Genomic DNA, 15,013 nt, shown 5'->3' with positions numbered 1-15,013 from the left:
TCCCGGCGCAGGCTGGGATTCATCTGCGCAAGAAGGGCGCATTACGTGCACTATCTCGTTTCGCAGGAGCGGCTTCAGCCGCGAATGCCTTGCCGTGTCCGTTGAAATCAAAACCAAAAATCTCACCACAAAGAATGCATGATGCTGGAAGATGAAGGCTGGGGCGTGTTTCCCAGGTTCGGCATGAATAATGTATTTCTCTGTGTCTTTGCGATGAGATTTTTTATTTGCATGGGTATCTAAGATAGGTTTTCAGACACCCAGATATCCTGATTCTCAGAACGCCGTATTACGCCAGAACTGCCCGGTGACGTTGTCGCATTTGTCCATGCTCAGTTGATCGTTCTTGCCATCATTGATGATGTCCAGGCACATTTTTTCACCAGAAAAAGTGTTTTTCAGTTTGGCGTATCTGTTGTCTGCTGTTGCTTCAAATTTCCAGGACTGGCCGCTGAAGTCACCGCATCTGGACATCGTGGGTTGATTATTTTTGCCATCGTTAACTATGTCCAGGCACATGCCAGGGCCGGAAAAGCCGTTCTTCAATTTGAAATATCCTGCTTCACCAGTCTGTATCAATTGCCAGGCCTGGCCTGAGTAACTGCCGCACTTAGCCATGGAGGGGATTTTGTTTTGCCCATCATTGATAATATCCAGGCAGACATTGCCGCCTGTGAACTGGGTTTTAAAGCGGAAATCTTTACCACGCGCCTGGCCTTCAGGGGCAGACGTAAGCAGGACAGCAAGCAAAAGAGAAGTACCGATACACAATGCGCTAAGTTTCATTTTAATGATTAATGTAAGTAAATAAAATAAAAATACCTTCCCCATATAGTGCTAAATAAGCAATATTTGGAAAGCTTGCCAATATAGCATAATGATAACTAAAGTACAATGTTTCAGAATTTGGAAAACGGCATGATGAGGCAGATGCCATCCTGAGCATGCCTGTTTTTTTCTGTTATTTCGTGGGAAAGGTTGTCAGGCTTTTTATCTGGCCATATTGAAGCCGCGCATCATCGGTGATTGCGCTTTTAGGGAGATGCAGGTTCGTAGGGTGCGTTATAACGCACCGCATTTGACCTTAAAATTAATCGCAGGCCCGTGCCCAAATTGTGTGCATGTTTGCCATATGATTCAAATGAATACTTGAGGTGTTTGAGCTTAAAGCGGTGCGTTACAACGCACCCTACCGCCATAAGTTGCTAGCAGAAGGGAGCCACGCACATCATCTTGTTTCGTAGGGTGCGTTATAACGCACCGCATTTGACCTTAAAAATTAATGGCATGTCCGTGTTCAAATTGCGTGCATGCTTGCCATGCGATTTAAACGACTGATCGAGGTGTTTGAGCATAAAGCGGTGCGTTACAACGCACCCTACATGAATGTGATGAACTATCAGGTTTTACGCATCTCATCAAAGGCATCGACTTCCAGTTGCCAGGCACGTGCCTGTTCGCGTAGCCATTGGGTAAAGGCGCGCACTTCAGGTAGCTCGGCGCTGTCTTCGCGCAAGACCATGAGGTTGTCGCGTGGTGTGGGGCAGATGGTGTCGCAGGCAAGCACCAGGCTGCCCGCCTGCAGGCGTCGCCAGGCAATCGAGAGGCGGCCCAGGGCTATGCCCTGGCTGTGCTGGGCAGCTTCCAGCAAGACGTCGGCATCGTTATAGGCCTGGCCTTGTAAAGTGAAATCCTCAGGCAGGCCTGCTGCTGCCAGCCATGTTGCCGGGTCCAGGGACAGGTGTTGCAGCATGGCGCTGGCGGGCCAGGCTTTGGGGTTTGTCCCCAGCTTGGCTTTGAGCTCTGCTGAAGTCAGGGCCAGCAGGCGGTCAGTGAACAGGGTTTCACAAATCTGGTCTGTGCTTTGCCGCGCACCATGGCGTATCGCCACCATGGCCACACGTGGTGCCGCGCGCACCAGCGCATAGTCAGTATCGATGATCAGGCGGATATGCGGATGAGCAGTGCTAAAACTGGCCAGGCGCGGCAACAGCCATTCTTTGGCGATCGAGGCCAGGGTGCTGATGTGCAGGGTCTTCAGTGTGGTGTCTGCCGGTGGATAAATCGCCTGGTGCAGGGCAGACAGGGGCCCGGCCAGACGCGTCAGCAGGGCAGCACCATCATCCGTGAGGCTGACCCTGGGACCATTGCGCTTGAACAGGGTCAGGCCACTCCAGTCTTCCAGTTGACGGATCTGGCGGCTGATGGCACCGGGTGTCAGGCTCAGTTCATCGGCGGCGCGGCTAAAGCTGCCCAGACGCGAAGCTGCCTCAAAGGCTTGCAGGGTGAACAGGGGTGGCAGTTTGCCTTGCATATTGAATTTTCCTCACTTTCATATTGCGAAAGTATCGTTTTTTGTCCTGACATATTACGACAATAATTCGATATCGACAGTCTGAGGAAAATGCAATGCAAGCGATCATCGTTGAACAGTTCGGTGGACCTGAACAATTACAACTGCAGGAAGTGGCTGCACCAACAGGAGAGGTCATCGTCGATGCCGCCTGGGCCGGGGTGAATTTTGTTGACATCTACCAGCGTGAAGGCCGCTACCCTGGCGTCAAACAGCCATGGCCCATGGGCATAGAAGGTACGGGCATTGTGGCCAGGGCAGCAGCAAACAGTGGCTGGCGCATAGGCGACCGGGTGGCGTATACCACCGGCGTGCAAGGCACTTATGCAACCCAGGTAGCTGTGCCTGCCGCCCACCTGGTGCGCATACCGGATGCAGTCAGCCTGCGCGATGCCTGCGCCGCAATAGAGCATGGCCTGACCGCCATCATGCTGGCCGATGATGTGGCACGCCTGCCCATTTCTGGCGCTGTGCTGGTCCATGCCGCTGCCGGTGGTGTTGGCGGCTGGCTGGTGCAACTGCTGGTGGCACGTGGCCTGACGGTGTTTGGTACGGCATCGTCTGCTGGCAAGGCGGCGTGGTTAGGCAGTGTTGGTGCTGTGCCCGTACTATATGCCGATGGCAGCGACTGGGTCGCCCAGGTAATGGATAAAACCCAGGGCCGTGGTGTAGACGTGGTGTTTGATTCTGTTGGCAAAAACACGTTCACACAAAGCCTGGCCGTTGTTGCTGCTCGCGGCCATGTCATCCTGTTTGGCGCCGCCAGCGGCCAGCCTGATCCTGTCGATGTCTTGCAACTCATGAAGAAGAGCATCACTCTGACGCGCCCGGTCTTGCCGCATTATCTGCATTCATCTGCTGTCTTGCAAGAGCATGCCAGCAAGCTGTATGATTATCTGAGCACAGGAATAGTCAAGCTGCGCATTCATGCTGAATATGCACTGGCCGATGTCGCGCAAGCCCATGCGGCGCTGGCAGAACGCGGCACGCAAGGCAAGCTTTTATTGGCCATTAACTCCACCCTTGTTTAAGAAAAGTCTCATGACCACCATCTCACAAAAATTGCAAGAACTTGGCCACAGCCTGCCAGCAGTCAAGACACCTGCTGCCAATTATCTCAGCTATACCCTGCAAGGCAATGTACTCATCATCGCCGGACAAATCGGCAGGCCTGGTGCAGCCAAAGCTGGCGTCGTCGGCGCTGGCCTGGCAGCAGAAGCCGCAAAACAGGATGCAGAAATAGCCGCTCTCGGCGTGCTCGCCATCATCGACGCGGTCACGGAAGGCAATATTGCCCGCATCGCCCAGGTACAAAGGCTGGGTGTGTTCATCGCTGCCACGGCAGATTTTGACGGGCATAGTGCCATCGCCAATGGTGCCTCTGATCTGCTTGTCGCTGTCCTGGGCGAGCGTGGCCGCCATGCGCGCACGGCGATAGGTGTATCCAGCCTGCCTACTGGCGCAGCGGTGGAAGTGGACGCCATTGTGCAACTGGTGGCAGCATGATCAGTCCGCAAAAACTGGCGCAATTACGTGCGCAAACCCCCGGCCTGGATAAAGGCTTGCACCTCAACCATGCCGGTGCCTCGCTGTTACCGCAGGCTGCCCTGCAAGCCATCCATGCGCATCTTGATCTCGAAGCACAGGTCGGCCCCATGGAAGCTGCCCTACTGGTGGCAGACAAACTACAAGCATTGCGGGAAGATGCCGCCAGGCTAATCAATGCCAGCAGCGATGAAATCGCCCTCATGACATCTGGTTCCAGTGGCTTTGGCAGTGCCTTCGCCGCCATGCCCAGGCTGCAACAGGGTGACCGTATACTGGTGGGGCGACAAGAGTGGGGCGGTAACCTGGCAAACTACCAGCGCGCCGCACAACTTGCAGGCGCAACAGTAGAAACCATACCTTCCCATGGCGACGGTAGTGTTGATGTTCAGGCACTGGCGCAGATGATGGACAAGCGCGTGCGCCTGGTTTCATTGACCTGGCTGCCCGCCAATGGCGGCCTCATCAATGATGCAGCCGCGGTTGGCAAGATCACTGCCGCCGCCGGCGTGCCTTATCTCATCGATGCCGCGCAAGCCCTGGGGCAAGTGCCTGTCGATGTGCAAGCCCTGCAATGCGATGTACTCAAAAGCGCAGGCCGCAAACACTTGCGCGGGCCACGCGGCACGGCCTTGCTGTATGTGCGCAAATCTTTTTTGAACAAGCTGGAACCTGCCTGGGTCGATGTATCTTCTGCTCCCATTGCAGAAGATCAGGCGCAACTACGCCACGATGCCCGCCGCTTTGAAACCAGTGAGGCTGCCGTGGCCCTGCAACTGGGCCTGGCAGAGTCTGTCAAGCTGGCGCTGGAGCTGGGAGTGGCAGACCTGGGCAGCATCAGCGCTGCCCTGGCCACGGCTTGCCGCGCACGCCTGGCTCGCATCCCGGCCATCAGCCTGCATGACCTGGGCGAGGGGCCGCAATCTGGCATTGTCTCTTTCAATCTGCGCGGTCACGATGCCATGGCCTTGAAAAACAGCCTGGCACAGCAACGCATCTTCATCGGTGCGAACGGTGTGTCCTATACCCCGCTGGACGTGCAAGCCCGAGGTTTGCACAGCATAGCCAGGGCCTCGTTTTCTTATCTGAATACCCTCGATGATGTAGAACAATTGGCAGGGGCGCTGGAAGGGATGGTGTGAGCTTGGCAGGGTGCGTTTGATTTGATATCTTCAAACCGGTGCGTTGTAACGCACCCTACCTTGTGCAAGGCGAGCCGGATTTGCAGGCTGCGTTATAACGCACCATGTCGTCAATTTTAAAGCAACGGCATGGTGCGCATGGCGTACCCTACTGGCGAGAACGGTGTTCATGAGACTCATGCGACGGATTTTTTGAGACGGTAAGTGCCAGGCACCAGGATCTGATACCGCTTAATTTCTCATCGTCATTCAATTAACAAACTCTTACTTTTTCATAGCAAGTTGAGTTTGACAAAATAACATCACCCATGGTTTCATTTGCTTGGCCTCCAGGCTCAAGCGGGCGGCTCTCCTGACTGAATTTCTCGCCCGCAATGCGGTGAGATGTTCTCCTTACGACTCTCCGGGAAAACACCATGGGACTGTTGGACTTTTTCAAGGGCAAGCCAGCAGTACGTACATCGCTGGAGCAATTGTCTTATAACATTGCTTATCAAATCCTGCCGCATTATGTCTTCCGCCAGGCAGCGCAATTATTTGATATCGTCGAAAGTGCCAGCGAGACTTCGCATTTCCTGTTTTATCACCTGGCCTGCAAATCATTGTCCATCCCCAGTCTGCAAGAAGAAGCCGCACAATATCGCTGGCACCAGTTTGATCTTGATAACAAGCATACTTTACTGGTACTGGCTTATCCACAGCCAGTGGCGATAGACCTGACAGGCAAGTCATTCAAGGAGAATGCACAAAGTGTAGGCACCTGGGTCATTGCACCACATTTTTCTGGCATCGTGCGTAGCAAGCAGCACGATCATATTCGCTACTTTGTGCTGGGCCAGACCTCGATGGGCGGCGGCACAGTTTTACGCGAGATAGACGACATGGCGACCAACGCCAATCTGGGCGCCGGGCCTGCGCCTGAGCTGGATAATTTTGTGGCCTTGATGCGGCAGAGGCTGGAAGAGTCAGAGCAGTGAGGAACGATGGCGCACAGGTGGCCTGGGCACCGTGCAAGATTGCTGCGTCTTTGTTTTCGATGGGCACAGGATCAAGATGAGCTAATATAGGCTTTTGATTTGAAGCGCGAAAGTATATGAACGATCACCTTGCCTACTTCAAGGAGCTTGTAGAACCACAGTTTCCCTCTTCTTATATTCTTGCCTGGACTGAGTTTCTGGAAGGGGATTTTGGTGATTTGAAAAGGCTGGAATTTTCATCCTCCTCCAAAATCGGAGCGATAGATTTTTGGTCCAGCGACTGGCTCGCAATCGATGTCGTCGATCTTGAGCTGGGAGGCCAGGTCTTGAACGTACTCTACACACCCGATCAGATGCATGAAATCCCGACTGGCTTTGCGAGATTGCTGGAAATTTTGATCTCGTCATAGTGTGGCCACGACGTGCGATGATGCTATACAAAATCTTACCTGAAAATTGCATAGTAGCTATTAGATATGACACCGATCTCGATTAAAATTGCCATCTCTTTTAAATTGGATCGAAAATGGAAAAAAAACCTGGATTAGACAGATTTGGCAAAGTGGTGGAGGAAGATGATTTAGTTCGCTTGTTACGTATACGTCCTTCCATTCTAAAGCGACTAGCGGGAGATGAGCATGCAGATGTTTCGTCTATGCTTGGTCAAGTTCTACCTGTATATAATGTATTTGATGATGGACTCGTTTGGGTAAGCCTGACCTGGAAAAGAGCAGATGGAGCGACAGAAATTCACTCAATTGCTGTCGATCCTGAAGCCATTGAACTGGTAGAAAAATCAAGTAAACCTGGTAGTGACGAATAGTGTCGTAGGTACGATTAGCATCGCGTAATCGTACGCATGTTATTTCCGGAAATGACAGCAATGCTGAGACATGGCTTCTTACATGCGTACGATTGCGCAGCGCTAAATCCTACCTGCTAGCGATCGCTTTTTACTCCACTACCTGCATCCAGCGCTTTTCCTGCACGCTGCGTTCTTTAAAATACTTGCGCGGATTACCGCACATATAACAGCTGCAGATAGGTACGGTATTCAAGACTATTCCCAATTGCCTGGGATCGAGTTTTTTTGTCCAGCTATAATAATACTGACGTTTCTTTTTAAGCCGCGCAGCATGATGCCTGCGCAGGGCGCGCGAGAGATCTTTCATCATTGTTCCTCAAGAACCCGGGCGGCCCGATTGCCGCTTTATGGGTCATTAGGAACTGCTTGCTATGTTGGTTCATGATGATCACTCTATTGAAAATATCGATATTGCATAATTGTGGATGCAGTCGATTTTTGCAAGAGCAGGGCGGGTGAAATTGTGCAGCAATTTGTAGGGTGCGCCATGCGCACCGGGTTGTGCATGAAAATTGCTAAAGCGGTGCGTTGCAACGCACCCTACCGTGTTTTACAGTGCGACCAGAATTTGTAGGGTGCGTTATAACGCACCATCTCCACATATTGAAATTCATGCATGGTGTATACGGCGCACCCCAAAGGCAAAGCATCATGCATTCAGCATCGCCAGGGCCTTGGCCACATCTTCCAGCAAATCATCCACATGCTCCACCCCCACATGCAGGCGCAGCAGCCAGCCGGTGCTTGGTTGCCTTTGTGGGGCGACAGCAATCAGGCTGTGCACGCCTCCCCAGCTATTGCCCAGCGTGAAAATTTTCAAGGCGGCGACGAAGTTTTCTATGGCGGCCAGATTGTTTTGCTTGAGAGTAAAAGACATCAAGCCATTCCCCATTTTGAAATCACGCTTCCACAAATGATGATATCGGTCTCCGGGTAGTGGCGGGTAATGGAGTTGATCTACCTCGGCATGCGTTTGTAAAAACTCTGCAATGCGCAGGGCTGATGCATATTGTCTTTCCAGCCTGAGTGCCAGTGTGGGCAAGCCGCGTAAGGCCAGGAAGCATTCGTCGGGGGCGACGTAATAACCTAGTAATTCACTGGTATTGCGCAAGGCATGATAGCCAGCCTCATCGCGTGTGCTGACAGCGCCCATCAATAAATCAGAATGCCCGCCGACATATTTGGTCAGCGCCTGTATGCTGAAATCCACGCCCACATCCAGCGCACGAAAACCCAGCGCCGTGGCCCAGGTATTATCCATTGCCACCTTGATCTGACGCGCATGGGCGGCGGCAACGATGGCTGGTATGTCCTGCATTTCCATACTGTCGGAGGCCGGGCTTTCTGTCCATATCAGCCTGGTATTGTCCCTGAAAAATGCAGTGATGCCGGCAGCAATATCATTCGGGTAAATCGTATATTGCACGCCCCATTTGGCGAACAGGGTCTTGGTGACTTCCAGCGTGGGACCGTAGATACTGTCTGGCAGTAGCACATGGTCGCCCGCGCCCAGCAACATGCTGTTGACCAGGACGATGGCTGCCAGGCCGCTGGGTACGAGTGCAGTGTAGCCACCACCTTCCAGCTCGGATAATTTATTTGCCAGGGCATAGTGAGTAGGCGTGCCATTTTGCCCATAGCTATAGCCAGTATGCGCTTGCGCCTGTCTGTGCAGGAAGGATGCCACATCGGGAAAGACGATAGTCGATGCATGGAATACGCCTTGCGATAGCGAGGCAAAGCCCGCAGGAATATCCTTGGCAGCTTGTACCACTGTGGTATTGATATCAGTCATGACAATGTTCTCCTCCTCTCAAAACGACAATTGCGCAGCAGGCAAAACCCTGATCTGGCCCATCTCACTCCACACCCAGTTATGGTGATTGCTGATGGTGGGGGCATCCAGATGCGGGCGATGGCGCGTGGTATGGGCATCGGCGATGACATTGGTCTTGATGCCCAGGGCCGCAGACTGGCGTATCGCGCTATCCAGGCAAAATTCGCTGGCATAACCGCAGACAAAGATTTCATCAATGCCACGCTCAGCCAGCCCGGCCTCAAAACCGGTTTGCTGGAAGGCGCTGCTATGCTGCTTGGGGCAGACATAGTCGCCAGGCTGCGGTGCAATCGCCGCGGGGAAATGCCAGGTGTCGCTGCCTTTTTCCCATACTGTACCTGCCTCATCATGCTGCACATACACCACCGCCATGCCAGCCTGGCGCGCCCTGGCGATGAGATCGCTGATGCGCGCCAGTATCAGTTCTGCCTGGTAGGCAGGTGGGTCAACGAAGACAGCTTTCTGGAAGTCGATGATGAGCAGGGCAGATGACATGATGTAAGTCTCCAAAAATGAGGGGTAGTCAGGTGGCTGCGGTCGTCGCAGCCAGTTGCAATAAATCTGGCGGCAAGCTCCAGTTTTGTTTGATGAGCTGTACCGCCGCCCGGCCATCACCAGCACGCAGGGCCGCGATGATGGCGGCATGCTCTGCGACTGATTGCGGGGCCATGCGCTGGTCGCCAAAGTGGGCCAGTTCTATGCGCCTTATGCGCGGGCGCAGGCCAGCCAGCATTTTTTCTATTTCCAGGTTCTGGCTGATACGCACGATGATGGCGTGGAATTGCGCATCCAGGCTGGGGGCCAGTTGCTGATCCTGTGCTGCAATCGCCTGTGCCAATGCTGCATTGCAAGCGTCCAGTGCCTGCAAGTCAGCCGATGTCATGCGAGGCAAGGCCAGCTCCAGTGCTGCCGCTTCCAGCGCTGCGACTACCGGGTAGAGCTGGGCAATATCGGCCAGATTCGACGGCGCAACCTTGGTCCACTTATGAAAACTGGTGAGCACCAGACCCTCATCTTCCAGTTGACGCAAAGCTTCACGCACAGGCGTGCGCGACACCCCCAGCTGCAAGGCCAGCTCATGGTCGCGCAGTATTTCGCCTGGGGCGAGCTGTAATTCTACGATCCAGTGCTTGAGGCTGCGATACACCTCTTCACGGGCGAGGGAGCGGGCTAAGGGGGCGGTGCTGGCGGGGATGGGCATGCTGTTTGTGTTTTTGTTGATGGGTTGCGATGCTGTTGTTAGTCGGTGGTGAGGTCCTTGTTTTGGAATATTTCAAGTAGCAGTATGTAATATACTACACGACTTAAAAAATTGCACGCCTTGGAATTTTATTGTTTATTTAAAATGTTACGTGTTTTAATGTTAACTCATCGGGCCTATGTTCGCGTCTTGTCTGATGGTAAATACTAATAAGCAGTGCGCTCTTGATTCATGTTGAATGAGTGAGGGGGCATGACAATGAGCGAGGGCATGGCAATAGATAAAAAACATGAGATTTATTTTTGCTACGACGCTCAAACCCGTCATGCCGGACTTGATCCGGCATCCAGTGTCGTTAATCGGGCCGAAAATCTTTCTTGATACATACCGTACTCGTAAAAGCGATGTGCAGCCGCCCCATTCATGAATACGGCTCTAAGCGAGCGACAAAAGCCGCTGGATGCCAGATCAAGTCTGGCATGACGACATTGGGATTACGGCTTTGCATCCACCGGGTGTTAGACGAAGTAGCCCAGTAGGGTGCGTTGCAAGGCACCGCTTAACGGCCATAAATAAGATACGGTACGCAAAAGAAGTCGCAGAATCCCGGATCTAATCTGACATGAAGGCTTGAAGATTCTCACCGTAAGTGAAACGCAGTGTTTTAATATCGCGAATATTGAGTAATGAGCAGATCAGGGTAAATCTCTCGGCGGCAAGTCTGGCATGCCTTTTTTTGTCAGCGCATAATCACAGCGTCGCTTTTGTTCAGCTTCATCCATACCGGACATCCTGCTCAGCAAGTCTTCCTTGATATTTTTCTTCAGCTTGATTTCTTTCCAGTATGCAGGAATCTCCTCGCCCTTGCTTTCGCTGAGCTGCTTTGCCATGTCGCTTATTCTTTCAAAGTTCATGATGGGCTTGCCTGTCGACGCAGCGGCGGAGGATGATGGTTTGGCATTTCCCATCAATGTCGACATGGCAGAAAAGTTGACATACATCGTTTTGATGTCTTTATCCCATTCGACTCTTTTTTCCACAAAGCGCGGACCATAGGCAGAATCGAGCAAGGTACAAAAAGATTCAAGCTCATCGGCTGTTGTGTAATGCAGCTTGACGATGCTGAGCAAAGCAATCTGATGAAGATTTGTCTCCAGGCCTTGCGCAAAGCTGGCATAGGGCGTGGCCAGCAAGCTTGCCATACAAAATAAGAGATAATTTTTCATCCTATTTATTTTCCATATCTTGTGTTGCAAACTACAAATCAGTTTCTTTGATGATGCTAACATTTTTGCTATGGAATGCGTTAATTTAAGTAGGGCAGATGGGTGGCAACGCAGCCTGGTAGGGTGCGTTGTAACGCACCGCTCAGGTATATAAATGTCAGACATGGTATGCGACGAAAGCCGCTGGATGCCAGATCAAGTCTGGCATGACGACATTGGGATTGCGGCTTTGTATTCACCAGGTGTTAGACGAAGTGGCAGCTCAGTAGGGTGCGTTGCAACGCACCGTTCAGGCTAATAAATGCCAGATACTGGATGCAACGAAAGCCGCTATATGCCTACCGATCAGGGTAATTCTTTAGGGGGCACCTCTGGCACACCTTTGCTTGTCAGCACATAGTCACAACGCTTTCTCTGTTCAGCAGCATTTAAATTAGCCGTGTTGGTTTGCAAGTCCTTTTGTACCAGCAGCTTCATTTTTTCCTTGATCTTATCTGGCATGACAAATTCAGGCTTGTTGCCTTGTTTGATCTGGCTTTGTAGTTCTGGCAAGTTGGCAAGTGTCACCAGCTCTGACTTTTGGTCTTGGGCAGAATTGTGTTTGTTGAACATGGCCACGCCTGCGGAGTATTTTATTTGAATCTGCTGATCCCATTCTGTTTGCTTGGCAGTAAATTTGGCTTCATAGGCGGGGTCAAGCTGGCTGCAAAAAGAGCTCAGTTCCCTGGCTGTGATCTGCTTCATTTCTATATATCCCAGCAACATCATCTGATCAGTATTGTCTGTGGGTGTTTGTGCAAAGCTCATGTCTGGTGAGCTCAGGACGATGAGTAAAGGGAGCAGGATTTTTTTCATGATGGATACGATATTGTTGTGGCAGAAATGAGTGTTAATTCAGGTTCGCCAGAAGGCTGCCTGCTGGCGATGTTAGCATGAATTTTTTCAAAAATACGCCAGGTTTTCTCAACAAGTATTTAATTTCTTTACTGAGTTGACGATGTTGTAATGAGCATGTGGTTGGCAAATTTGATACGGCATATGAGCGGATGAACATCGTGTGCCAGATCTTTTGCAAGAGCATTGCCAGCAACCCAGTAGGCTGCGTTATAACGCAGCGCTCAGGCTATATAAATGCATGATACGGCATGGCCGCGGTATGCCGGAACTAGTCTGGCATGAGGGATTGAGGATTACGACACTGCATAGGTAATACGTCTTTGCATCCCAGGCAAAAACTCAAAGAAAAGCATCCATCTCAAATCCACACATCCAGTGCGCTGGTACGTTCACCACCTTCGGCACCGGTATTGACCACGCCACGCGGTTCTATCAGCAAGAGTTTGACTTCATCTACTGCGCTGGGTTTATGTTCCACGCCCTTGGGGACCACATACATTTCACCTGCAGAAATGAGCACATGGCCATCGCGGAAATCTATGCGTAATTGTCCTTCCAGGACGATGAAACTTTCATCCGTGTCGGCATGATCATGCCAGATGAAGTCGCCTTGCAGCTTGGCGACTTTGAACTGGTAGTCATTCATTTCTGTAATGACTTTTTGCGACCATTGCTCGCTGAACAGCTTGAATTTGCTGGCGAAATTAATGCTTTGATAGACTTTGCTATCGCTGGAGTTTGTGCTGCTCATGGCTGCTATCCTTGTCCTGTTGAGTAAGAAATCCCAGCATAGACAAGTTGTGACAGCAATTCTTGTACGTTTGTGCGTCAGCTTTCAAGGCCTGATAATGGATGATTTGCCATGCATATTCAGCCAGCGCAGTGGTGTCAGGCCAAAGGTTTTAACAAAGTGTTTGCTCATATGGCTTTGATCGCTAAAGCCGGCCGCCAGTGCGGCATTCACTAGCGTATGTCCTTGCATCAGCAAGCTCTTGACCAGGTCCAGGCGGCGCATGGTCAGGTAGCGGTAAGGGCTGGTGCCGAACAGCAGGCGGAAATCGCGTGACAGGCTCCAGCGGTCGCGGCCGCTATGCCGGGCCAGTTCATCCAGGCTGATATTGTCAGTCATGGCGCTATGGATGTATGCTCTCGCGCGTTCAGCAGCCTGGTAATCGGCATGCTGCTTGCTGGCGTGGCCAGCGAGTTTGTCAGCACAGGCCTGCAGGGCATGGGCCAGGTCGAACAGGGCATCTTGTTCTTCCAGCGTGTCCATGGGGCTGTCCATGTGCTGTATCAAGGTTCGGGTAGCAGCATGCAGGCGCGGATCGGTCGATATACCATGCTTGATAAATGGCAAAGCCTGGCCACCCAGTATCTGCTGTATCAAGGCTGGCTCTACATAGATCATGCGGTAGTGAAAACCCTCGCCCGTACCGGCTTGCCCGTCATGGGCTTCGTCTGGATGTAGTACGATAGTGCCACCGGGCAGGCTGTGGCGCTCGCTGCCACGGTAGGCAAAACTTTGCACACCGGCCAGGGTGCTGCCTATGGCATAAGTATCATGTCTGTGCATGGCATAGGCATTGCCTGAAAAATAAGCTTCTATGCGCTCCAGTCGTCCAGATCCCGGCGCATGGTGTATCCAGTCGATGTGGTGTTTGCTCATGGTGGCATGTTGCTCTATCGTTGCGGTAGCCTTGTTGGCGATGGTCTATGCTAGCATGAGCAGAATTATTTGACACAGTGCTGTAGTGATGAAAGTGGTACGCAGGGTAACTGCGGGTAAAAATCTGATAAGGGATAGGGGATGCCATGAAAAAAATGACTGATGCACCTCACAAGCTGTTGGTAGCGTGTATCTTGGCCAGCCTGTTTGGTGTAGCACAGGCGGCAAGTGCACCCGCCTGGCAACGTCTGCATTTGCCTGTGCCTGAACAGCAGACTGGCTATGATTTTCCGGTGTATGCCAATCACAAGCTCAATGGTGATTTGCGCAGCATACGTGAAGTCATCATCGTCCAGCACGGCATACAGCGCAATGGGGATGATTATTATGCGGCGGCGATGGAGTTGCTACAGGCATCCGGGCGCTCGCCAGATGAGGTGCTGGTGCTGGCCCCCAACTTCCCTGGCAAGCCCGATACCGGCTTTGATGGCATGCCGGTCTGGTCAGTACAGGGCTGGACCGGCGGTGAAGCAGCCTTGCCAGGTACCGGCACACAAGCCGGTTTGAGTTCCTTGCAGGTGCTTGATGATATCGCTCAGCTATTGGCTGATAAAGCACGCTTGCCGCTACTGAAGAAGATCACCTTTGCCGGGCATTCTGGCGGTGGACAATTGATGCATCGCTATGCCGTGCTCAACCATGTCGATGAAGCCTTGCGGGCCAGGGGGCTGGAGCTGCAGTATGTCATTGCCAATCCATCTTCATATTTATATTTCACGCCCGAGCGGCCAGACCGTTCTGGTGCTGGCGGCTTTGTGCTCTATGATAAAACCGTCTGCCCGGCTTATGATGATTACCGCTATGGCATGCAAAACATGGTGCCCTATGCCAGGGGCATGGCAGGCATGGATTTATACCAGCGCCATTGGCAAAGACAAGTGACTTATCTGGTGGGCAGCCTCGATACCGATCCCAATCACCGCGTACTCGACAAGTCTTGCGGGGCCGAAGCAGAAGGGCCGACACGTTATGAACGCGCCCATGCTTACTGGAAGTATGAGCAATACCTGGGCAAACCAGCACCCGTCAGCAAAGCCGCGCCTGCTTCTGCCAGCCATCATTATTTTGATGTGCAGGGCGTGGGACACGACCAGGGCAAGATGTTCGGCTCGCAATGCGGTGTGAAATTGTTGTTTGGCGACCGGGCGGCTACAGGAAAACAAGCAAGCCAGTGTTTAGCTGTGCAACCATAAAAAAATGCCCTCGATAAAAAGAGGGCATTATAAAGAGCGACTCCAGAGGGG

The 15,013-nt window shown here is 52.2% G+C and carries 17 protein-coding genes; 7 read left to right on the top strand and 10 right to left on the bottom strand.

Going from position 1 to position 15,013, the window contains the following annotated elements; genetic code table 11:
- Positions 1-276: 276 nt before the first annotated feature.
- A complete protein-coding gene (locus ACO0LF_RS16695) occupies positions 277-786 on the bottom strand; it encodes an RICIN domain-containing protein (protein WP_423015926.1) in 510 nt (169 codons plus the stop codon).
- A gap of 613 nt (positions 787-1,399) precedes the next feature.
- Positions 1,400-2,314 carry a LysR family transcriptional regulator gene (locus ACO0LF_RS16690; RefSeq protein ID WP_423015924.1) on the bottom strand — a complete coding sequence of 305 codons (915 nt, stop codon included), beginning with the start codon at positions 2,312-2,314 and terminating at the stop codon, positions 1,400-1,402.
- A 95-nt stretch (positions 2,315-2,409) separates the two neighbouring features.
- Here ACO0LF_RS16690 and ACO0LF_RS16685 point away from each other — a divergent pair, with 95 nt between their 5' ends.
- The 6 genes from ACO0LF_RS16685 to ACO0LF_RS16660 all read left to right on the top strand — a co-directional run bounded on the left by ACO0LF_RS16685 (position 2,410) and on the right by ACO0LF_RS16660 (position 6,840).
- Positions 2,410-3,384: a quinone oxidoreductase family protein gene (locus ACO0LF_RS16685; protein ID WP_423015922.1), complete on the top strand. Its 975-nt coding sequence runs from the start codon at positions 2,410-2,412 to the stop codon at positions 3,382-3,384.
- Between the two features lie 10 nt (positions 3,385-3,394).
- The gene (locus ACO0LF_RS16680; protein WP_423015920.1) at positions 3,395-3,859 is read left to right on the top strand and encodes a RidA family protein; all 465 of its coding nucleotides are present in this window, start codon (positions 3,395-3,397) and stop codon (positions 3,857-3,859) included.
- The gene (locus ACO0LF_RS16675) at positions 3,856-5,040 is read left to right on the top strand and encodes an aminotransferase class V-fold PLP-dependent enzyme (RefSeq protein WP_423015918.1); all 1,185 of its coding nucleotides are present in this window, start codon (positions 3,856-3,858) and stop codon (positions 5,038-5,040) included. Before ACO0LF_RS16680 ends, ACO0LF_RS16675 begins: the two co-directional genes overlap by 4 nt.
- Before the next feature lie 416 nt (positions 5,041-5,456).
- Entirely contained in the window at positions 5,457-6,017 is a 561-nt protein-coding gene (locus ACO0LF_RS16670) for a hypothetical protein (RefSeq protein WP_423015916.1), read from the top strand.
- A gap of 116 nt (positions 6,018-6,133) precedes the next feature.
- Positions 6,134-6,427: a hypothetical protein gene (locus tag ACO0LF_RS16665; protein WP_423015914.1), complete on the top strand. Its 294-nt coding sequence runs from the start codon at positions 6,134-6,136 to the stop codon at positions 6,425-6,427.
- A gap of 116 nt (positions 6,428-6,543) precedes the next feature.
- Positions 6,544-6,840 (top strand): hypothetical protein, encoded by a 297-nt coding sequence (locus ACO0LF_RS16660; protein ID WP_423015912.1) that lies wholly within the window; start codon positions 6,544-6,546, stop codon positions 6,838-6,840.
- Between the two features lie 130 nt (positions 6,841-6,970).
- On the opposite strand, the gene ACO0LF_RS16655 is transcribed toward ACO0LF_RS16660, so the two are convergent.
- The 8 genes from ACO0LF_RS16655 to ACO0LF_RS16620 all read right to left on the bottom strand — a co-directional run bounded on the left by ACO0LF_RS16655 (position 6,971) and on the right by ACO0LF_RS16620 (position 13,709).
- Complete coding sequence (locus ACO0LF_RS16655) at positions 6,971-7,192, bottom strand: hypothetical protein (RefSeq protein ID WP_423015910.1); 222 nt, start codon at positions 7,190-7,192, stop codon at positions 6,971-6,973.
- Between the two features lie 339 nt (positions 7,193-7,531).
- Entirely contained in the window at positions 7,532-8,677 is a 1,146-nt protein-coding gene (locus ACO0LF_RS16650; RefSeq protein WP_423015909.1) for a trans-sulfuration enzyme family protein, read from the bottom strand.
- Positions 8,678-8,695: 18 nt separating this feature from the next.
- Complete coding sequence (locus tag ACO0LF_RS16645; RefSeq protein WP_423015907.1) at positions 8,696-9,214, bottom strand: isochorismatase family protein; 519 nt, start codon at positions 9,212-9,214, stop codon at positions 8,696-8,698.
- 28 nt (positions 9,215-9,242) lie between these two features.
- Positions 9,243-9,920, bottom strand: a complete 678-nt coding sequence (locus ACO0LF_RS16640) for a GntR family transcriptional regulator (protein WP_423015905.1) — start codon at positions 9,918-9,920, stop codon at positions 9,243-9,245.
- Between the two features lie 695 nt (positions 9,921-10,615).
- Positions 10,616-11,146 carry a hypothetical protein gene (locus ACO0LF_RS16635; protein ID WP_423015903.1) on the bottom strand — a complete coding sequence of 177 codons (531 nt, stop codon included), beginning with the start codon at positions 11,144-11,146 and terminating at the stop codon, positions 10,616-10,618.
- A gap of 345 nt (positions 11,147-11,491) precedes the next feature.
- A complete protein-coding gene (locus ACO0LF_RS16630) occupies positions 11,492-12,001 on the bottom strand; it encodes a hypothetical protein (RefSeq protein ID WP_423015901.1) in 510 nt (169 codons plus the stop codon).
- A 400-nt stretch (positions 12,002-12,401) separates the two neighbouring features.
- Positions 12,402-12,794: a cupin domain-containing protein gene (locus tag ACO0LF_RS16625; protein ID WP_423015899.1), complete on the bottom strand. Its 393-nt coding sequence runs from the start codon at positions 12,792-12,794 to the stop codon at positions 12,402-12,404.
- An 84-nt stretch (positions 12,795-12,878) separates the two neighbouring features.
- Positions 12,879-13,709, bottom strand: coding sequence for an AraC family transcriptional regulator (locus tag ACO0LF_RS16620; protein ID WP_423015897.1), 831 nt, complete (start codon positions 13,707-13,709; stop codon positions 12,879-12,881).
- A 155-nt stretch (positions 13,710-13,864) separates the two neighbouring features.
- Between ACO0LF_RS16620 and ACO0LF_RS16615 the strand changes: the two genes are divergently transcribed.
- Positions 13,865-14,962, top strand: coding sequence for a hypothetical protein (locus ACO0LF_RS16615; RefSeq protein ID WP_423016395.1), 1,098 nt, complete (start codon positions 13,865-13,867; stop codon positions 14,960-14,962).
- Positions 14,963-15,013: the final 51 nt, after the last annotated feature.

It is taken from the genome of Undibacterium sp. Di27W, assembly GCF_049340345.1.
In the GTDB taxonomy this organism is placed as follows: domain Bacteria; phylum Pseudomonadota; class Gammaproteobacteria; order Burkholderiales; family Burkholderiaceae_D; genus Undibacterium.
The sequence above is the reverse complement of the archived record's forward strand: the minus strand, read 5'-3'. Positions and strand labels throughout refer to the sequence as shown.

Coding starts and splice junctions, on each gene's coding strand:
- ACO0LF_RS16690 (WP_423015924.1), bottom strand. CDS start 2,314: ATGCAAGGCAAACTGCCACCCCTGTTCACCCTGCAAGCCTTTGAGGCA.
- ACO0LF_RS16620 (WP_423015897.1), bottom strand. CDS start 13,709: ATGAGCAAACACCACATCGACTGGATACACCATGCGCCGGGATCTGGA.
- ACO0LF_RS16685 (WP_423015922.1), top strand. CDS start 2,410: ATGCAAGCGATCATCGTTGAACAGTTCGGTGGACCTGAACAATTACAA.
- ACO0LF_RS16660 (WP_423015912.1), top strand. CDS start 6,544: ATGGAAAAAAAACCTGGATTAGACAGATTTGGCAAAGTGGTGGAGGAA.
- ACO0LF_RS16645 (WP_423015907.1), bottom strand. CDS start 9,214: ATGTCATCTGCCCTGCTCATCATCGACTTCCAGAAAGCTGTCTTCGTT.
- ACO0LF_RS16675 (WP_423015918.1), top strand. CDS start 3,856: ATGATCAGTCCGCAAAAACTGGCGCAATTACGTGCGCAAACCCCCGGC.
- ACO0LF_RS16680 (WP_423015920.1), top strand. CDS start 3,395: ATGACCACCATCTCACAAAAATTGCAAGAACTTGGCCACAGCCTGCCA.
- ACO0LF_RS16630 (WP_423015901.1), bottom strand. CDS start 12,001: ATGAAAAAAATCCTGCTCCCTTTACTCATCGTCCTGAGCTCACCAGAC.
- ACO0LF_RS16665 (WP_423015914.1), top strand. CDS start 6,134: ATGAACGATCACCTTGCCTACTTCAAGGAGCTTGTAGAACCACAGTTT.
- ACO0LF_RS16695 (WP_423015926.1), bottom strand. CDS start 786: ATGAAACTTAGCGCATTGTGTATCGGTACTTCTCTTTTGCTTGCTGTC.
- ACO0LF_RS16650 (WP_423015909.1), bottom strand. CDS start 8,677: ATGACTGATATCAATACCACAGTGGTACAAGCTGCCAAGGATATTCCT.
- ACO0LF_RS16615 (WP_423016395.1), top strand. CDS start 13,865: ATGACTGATGCACCTCACAAGCTGTTGGTAGCGTGTATCTTGGCCAGC.
- ACO0LF_RS16655 (WP_423015910.1), bottom strand. CDS start 7,192: ATGATGAAAGATCTCTCGCGCGCCCTGCGCAGGCATCATGCTGCGCGG.
- ACO0LF_RS16640 (WP_423015905.1), bottom strand. CDS start 9,920: ATGCCCATCCCCGCCAGCACCGCCCCCTTAGCCCGCTCCCTCGCCCGT.
- ACO0LF_RS16635 (WP_423015903.1), bottom strand. CDS start 11,146: ATGAAAAATTATCTCTTATTTTGTATGGCAAGCTTGCTGGCCACGCCC.
- ACO0LF_RS16670 (WP_423015916.1), top strand. CDS start 5,457: ATGGGACTGTTGGACTTTTTCAAGGGCAAGCCAGCAGTACGTACATCG.
- ACO0LF_RS16625 (WP_423015899.1), bottom strand. CDS start 12,794: ATGAGCAGCACAAACTCCAGCGATAGCAAAGTCTATCAAAGCATTAAT.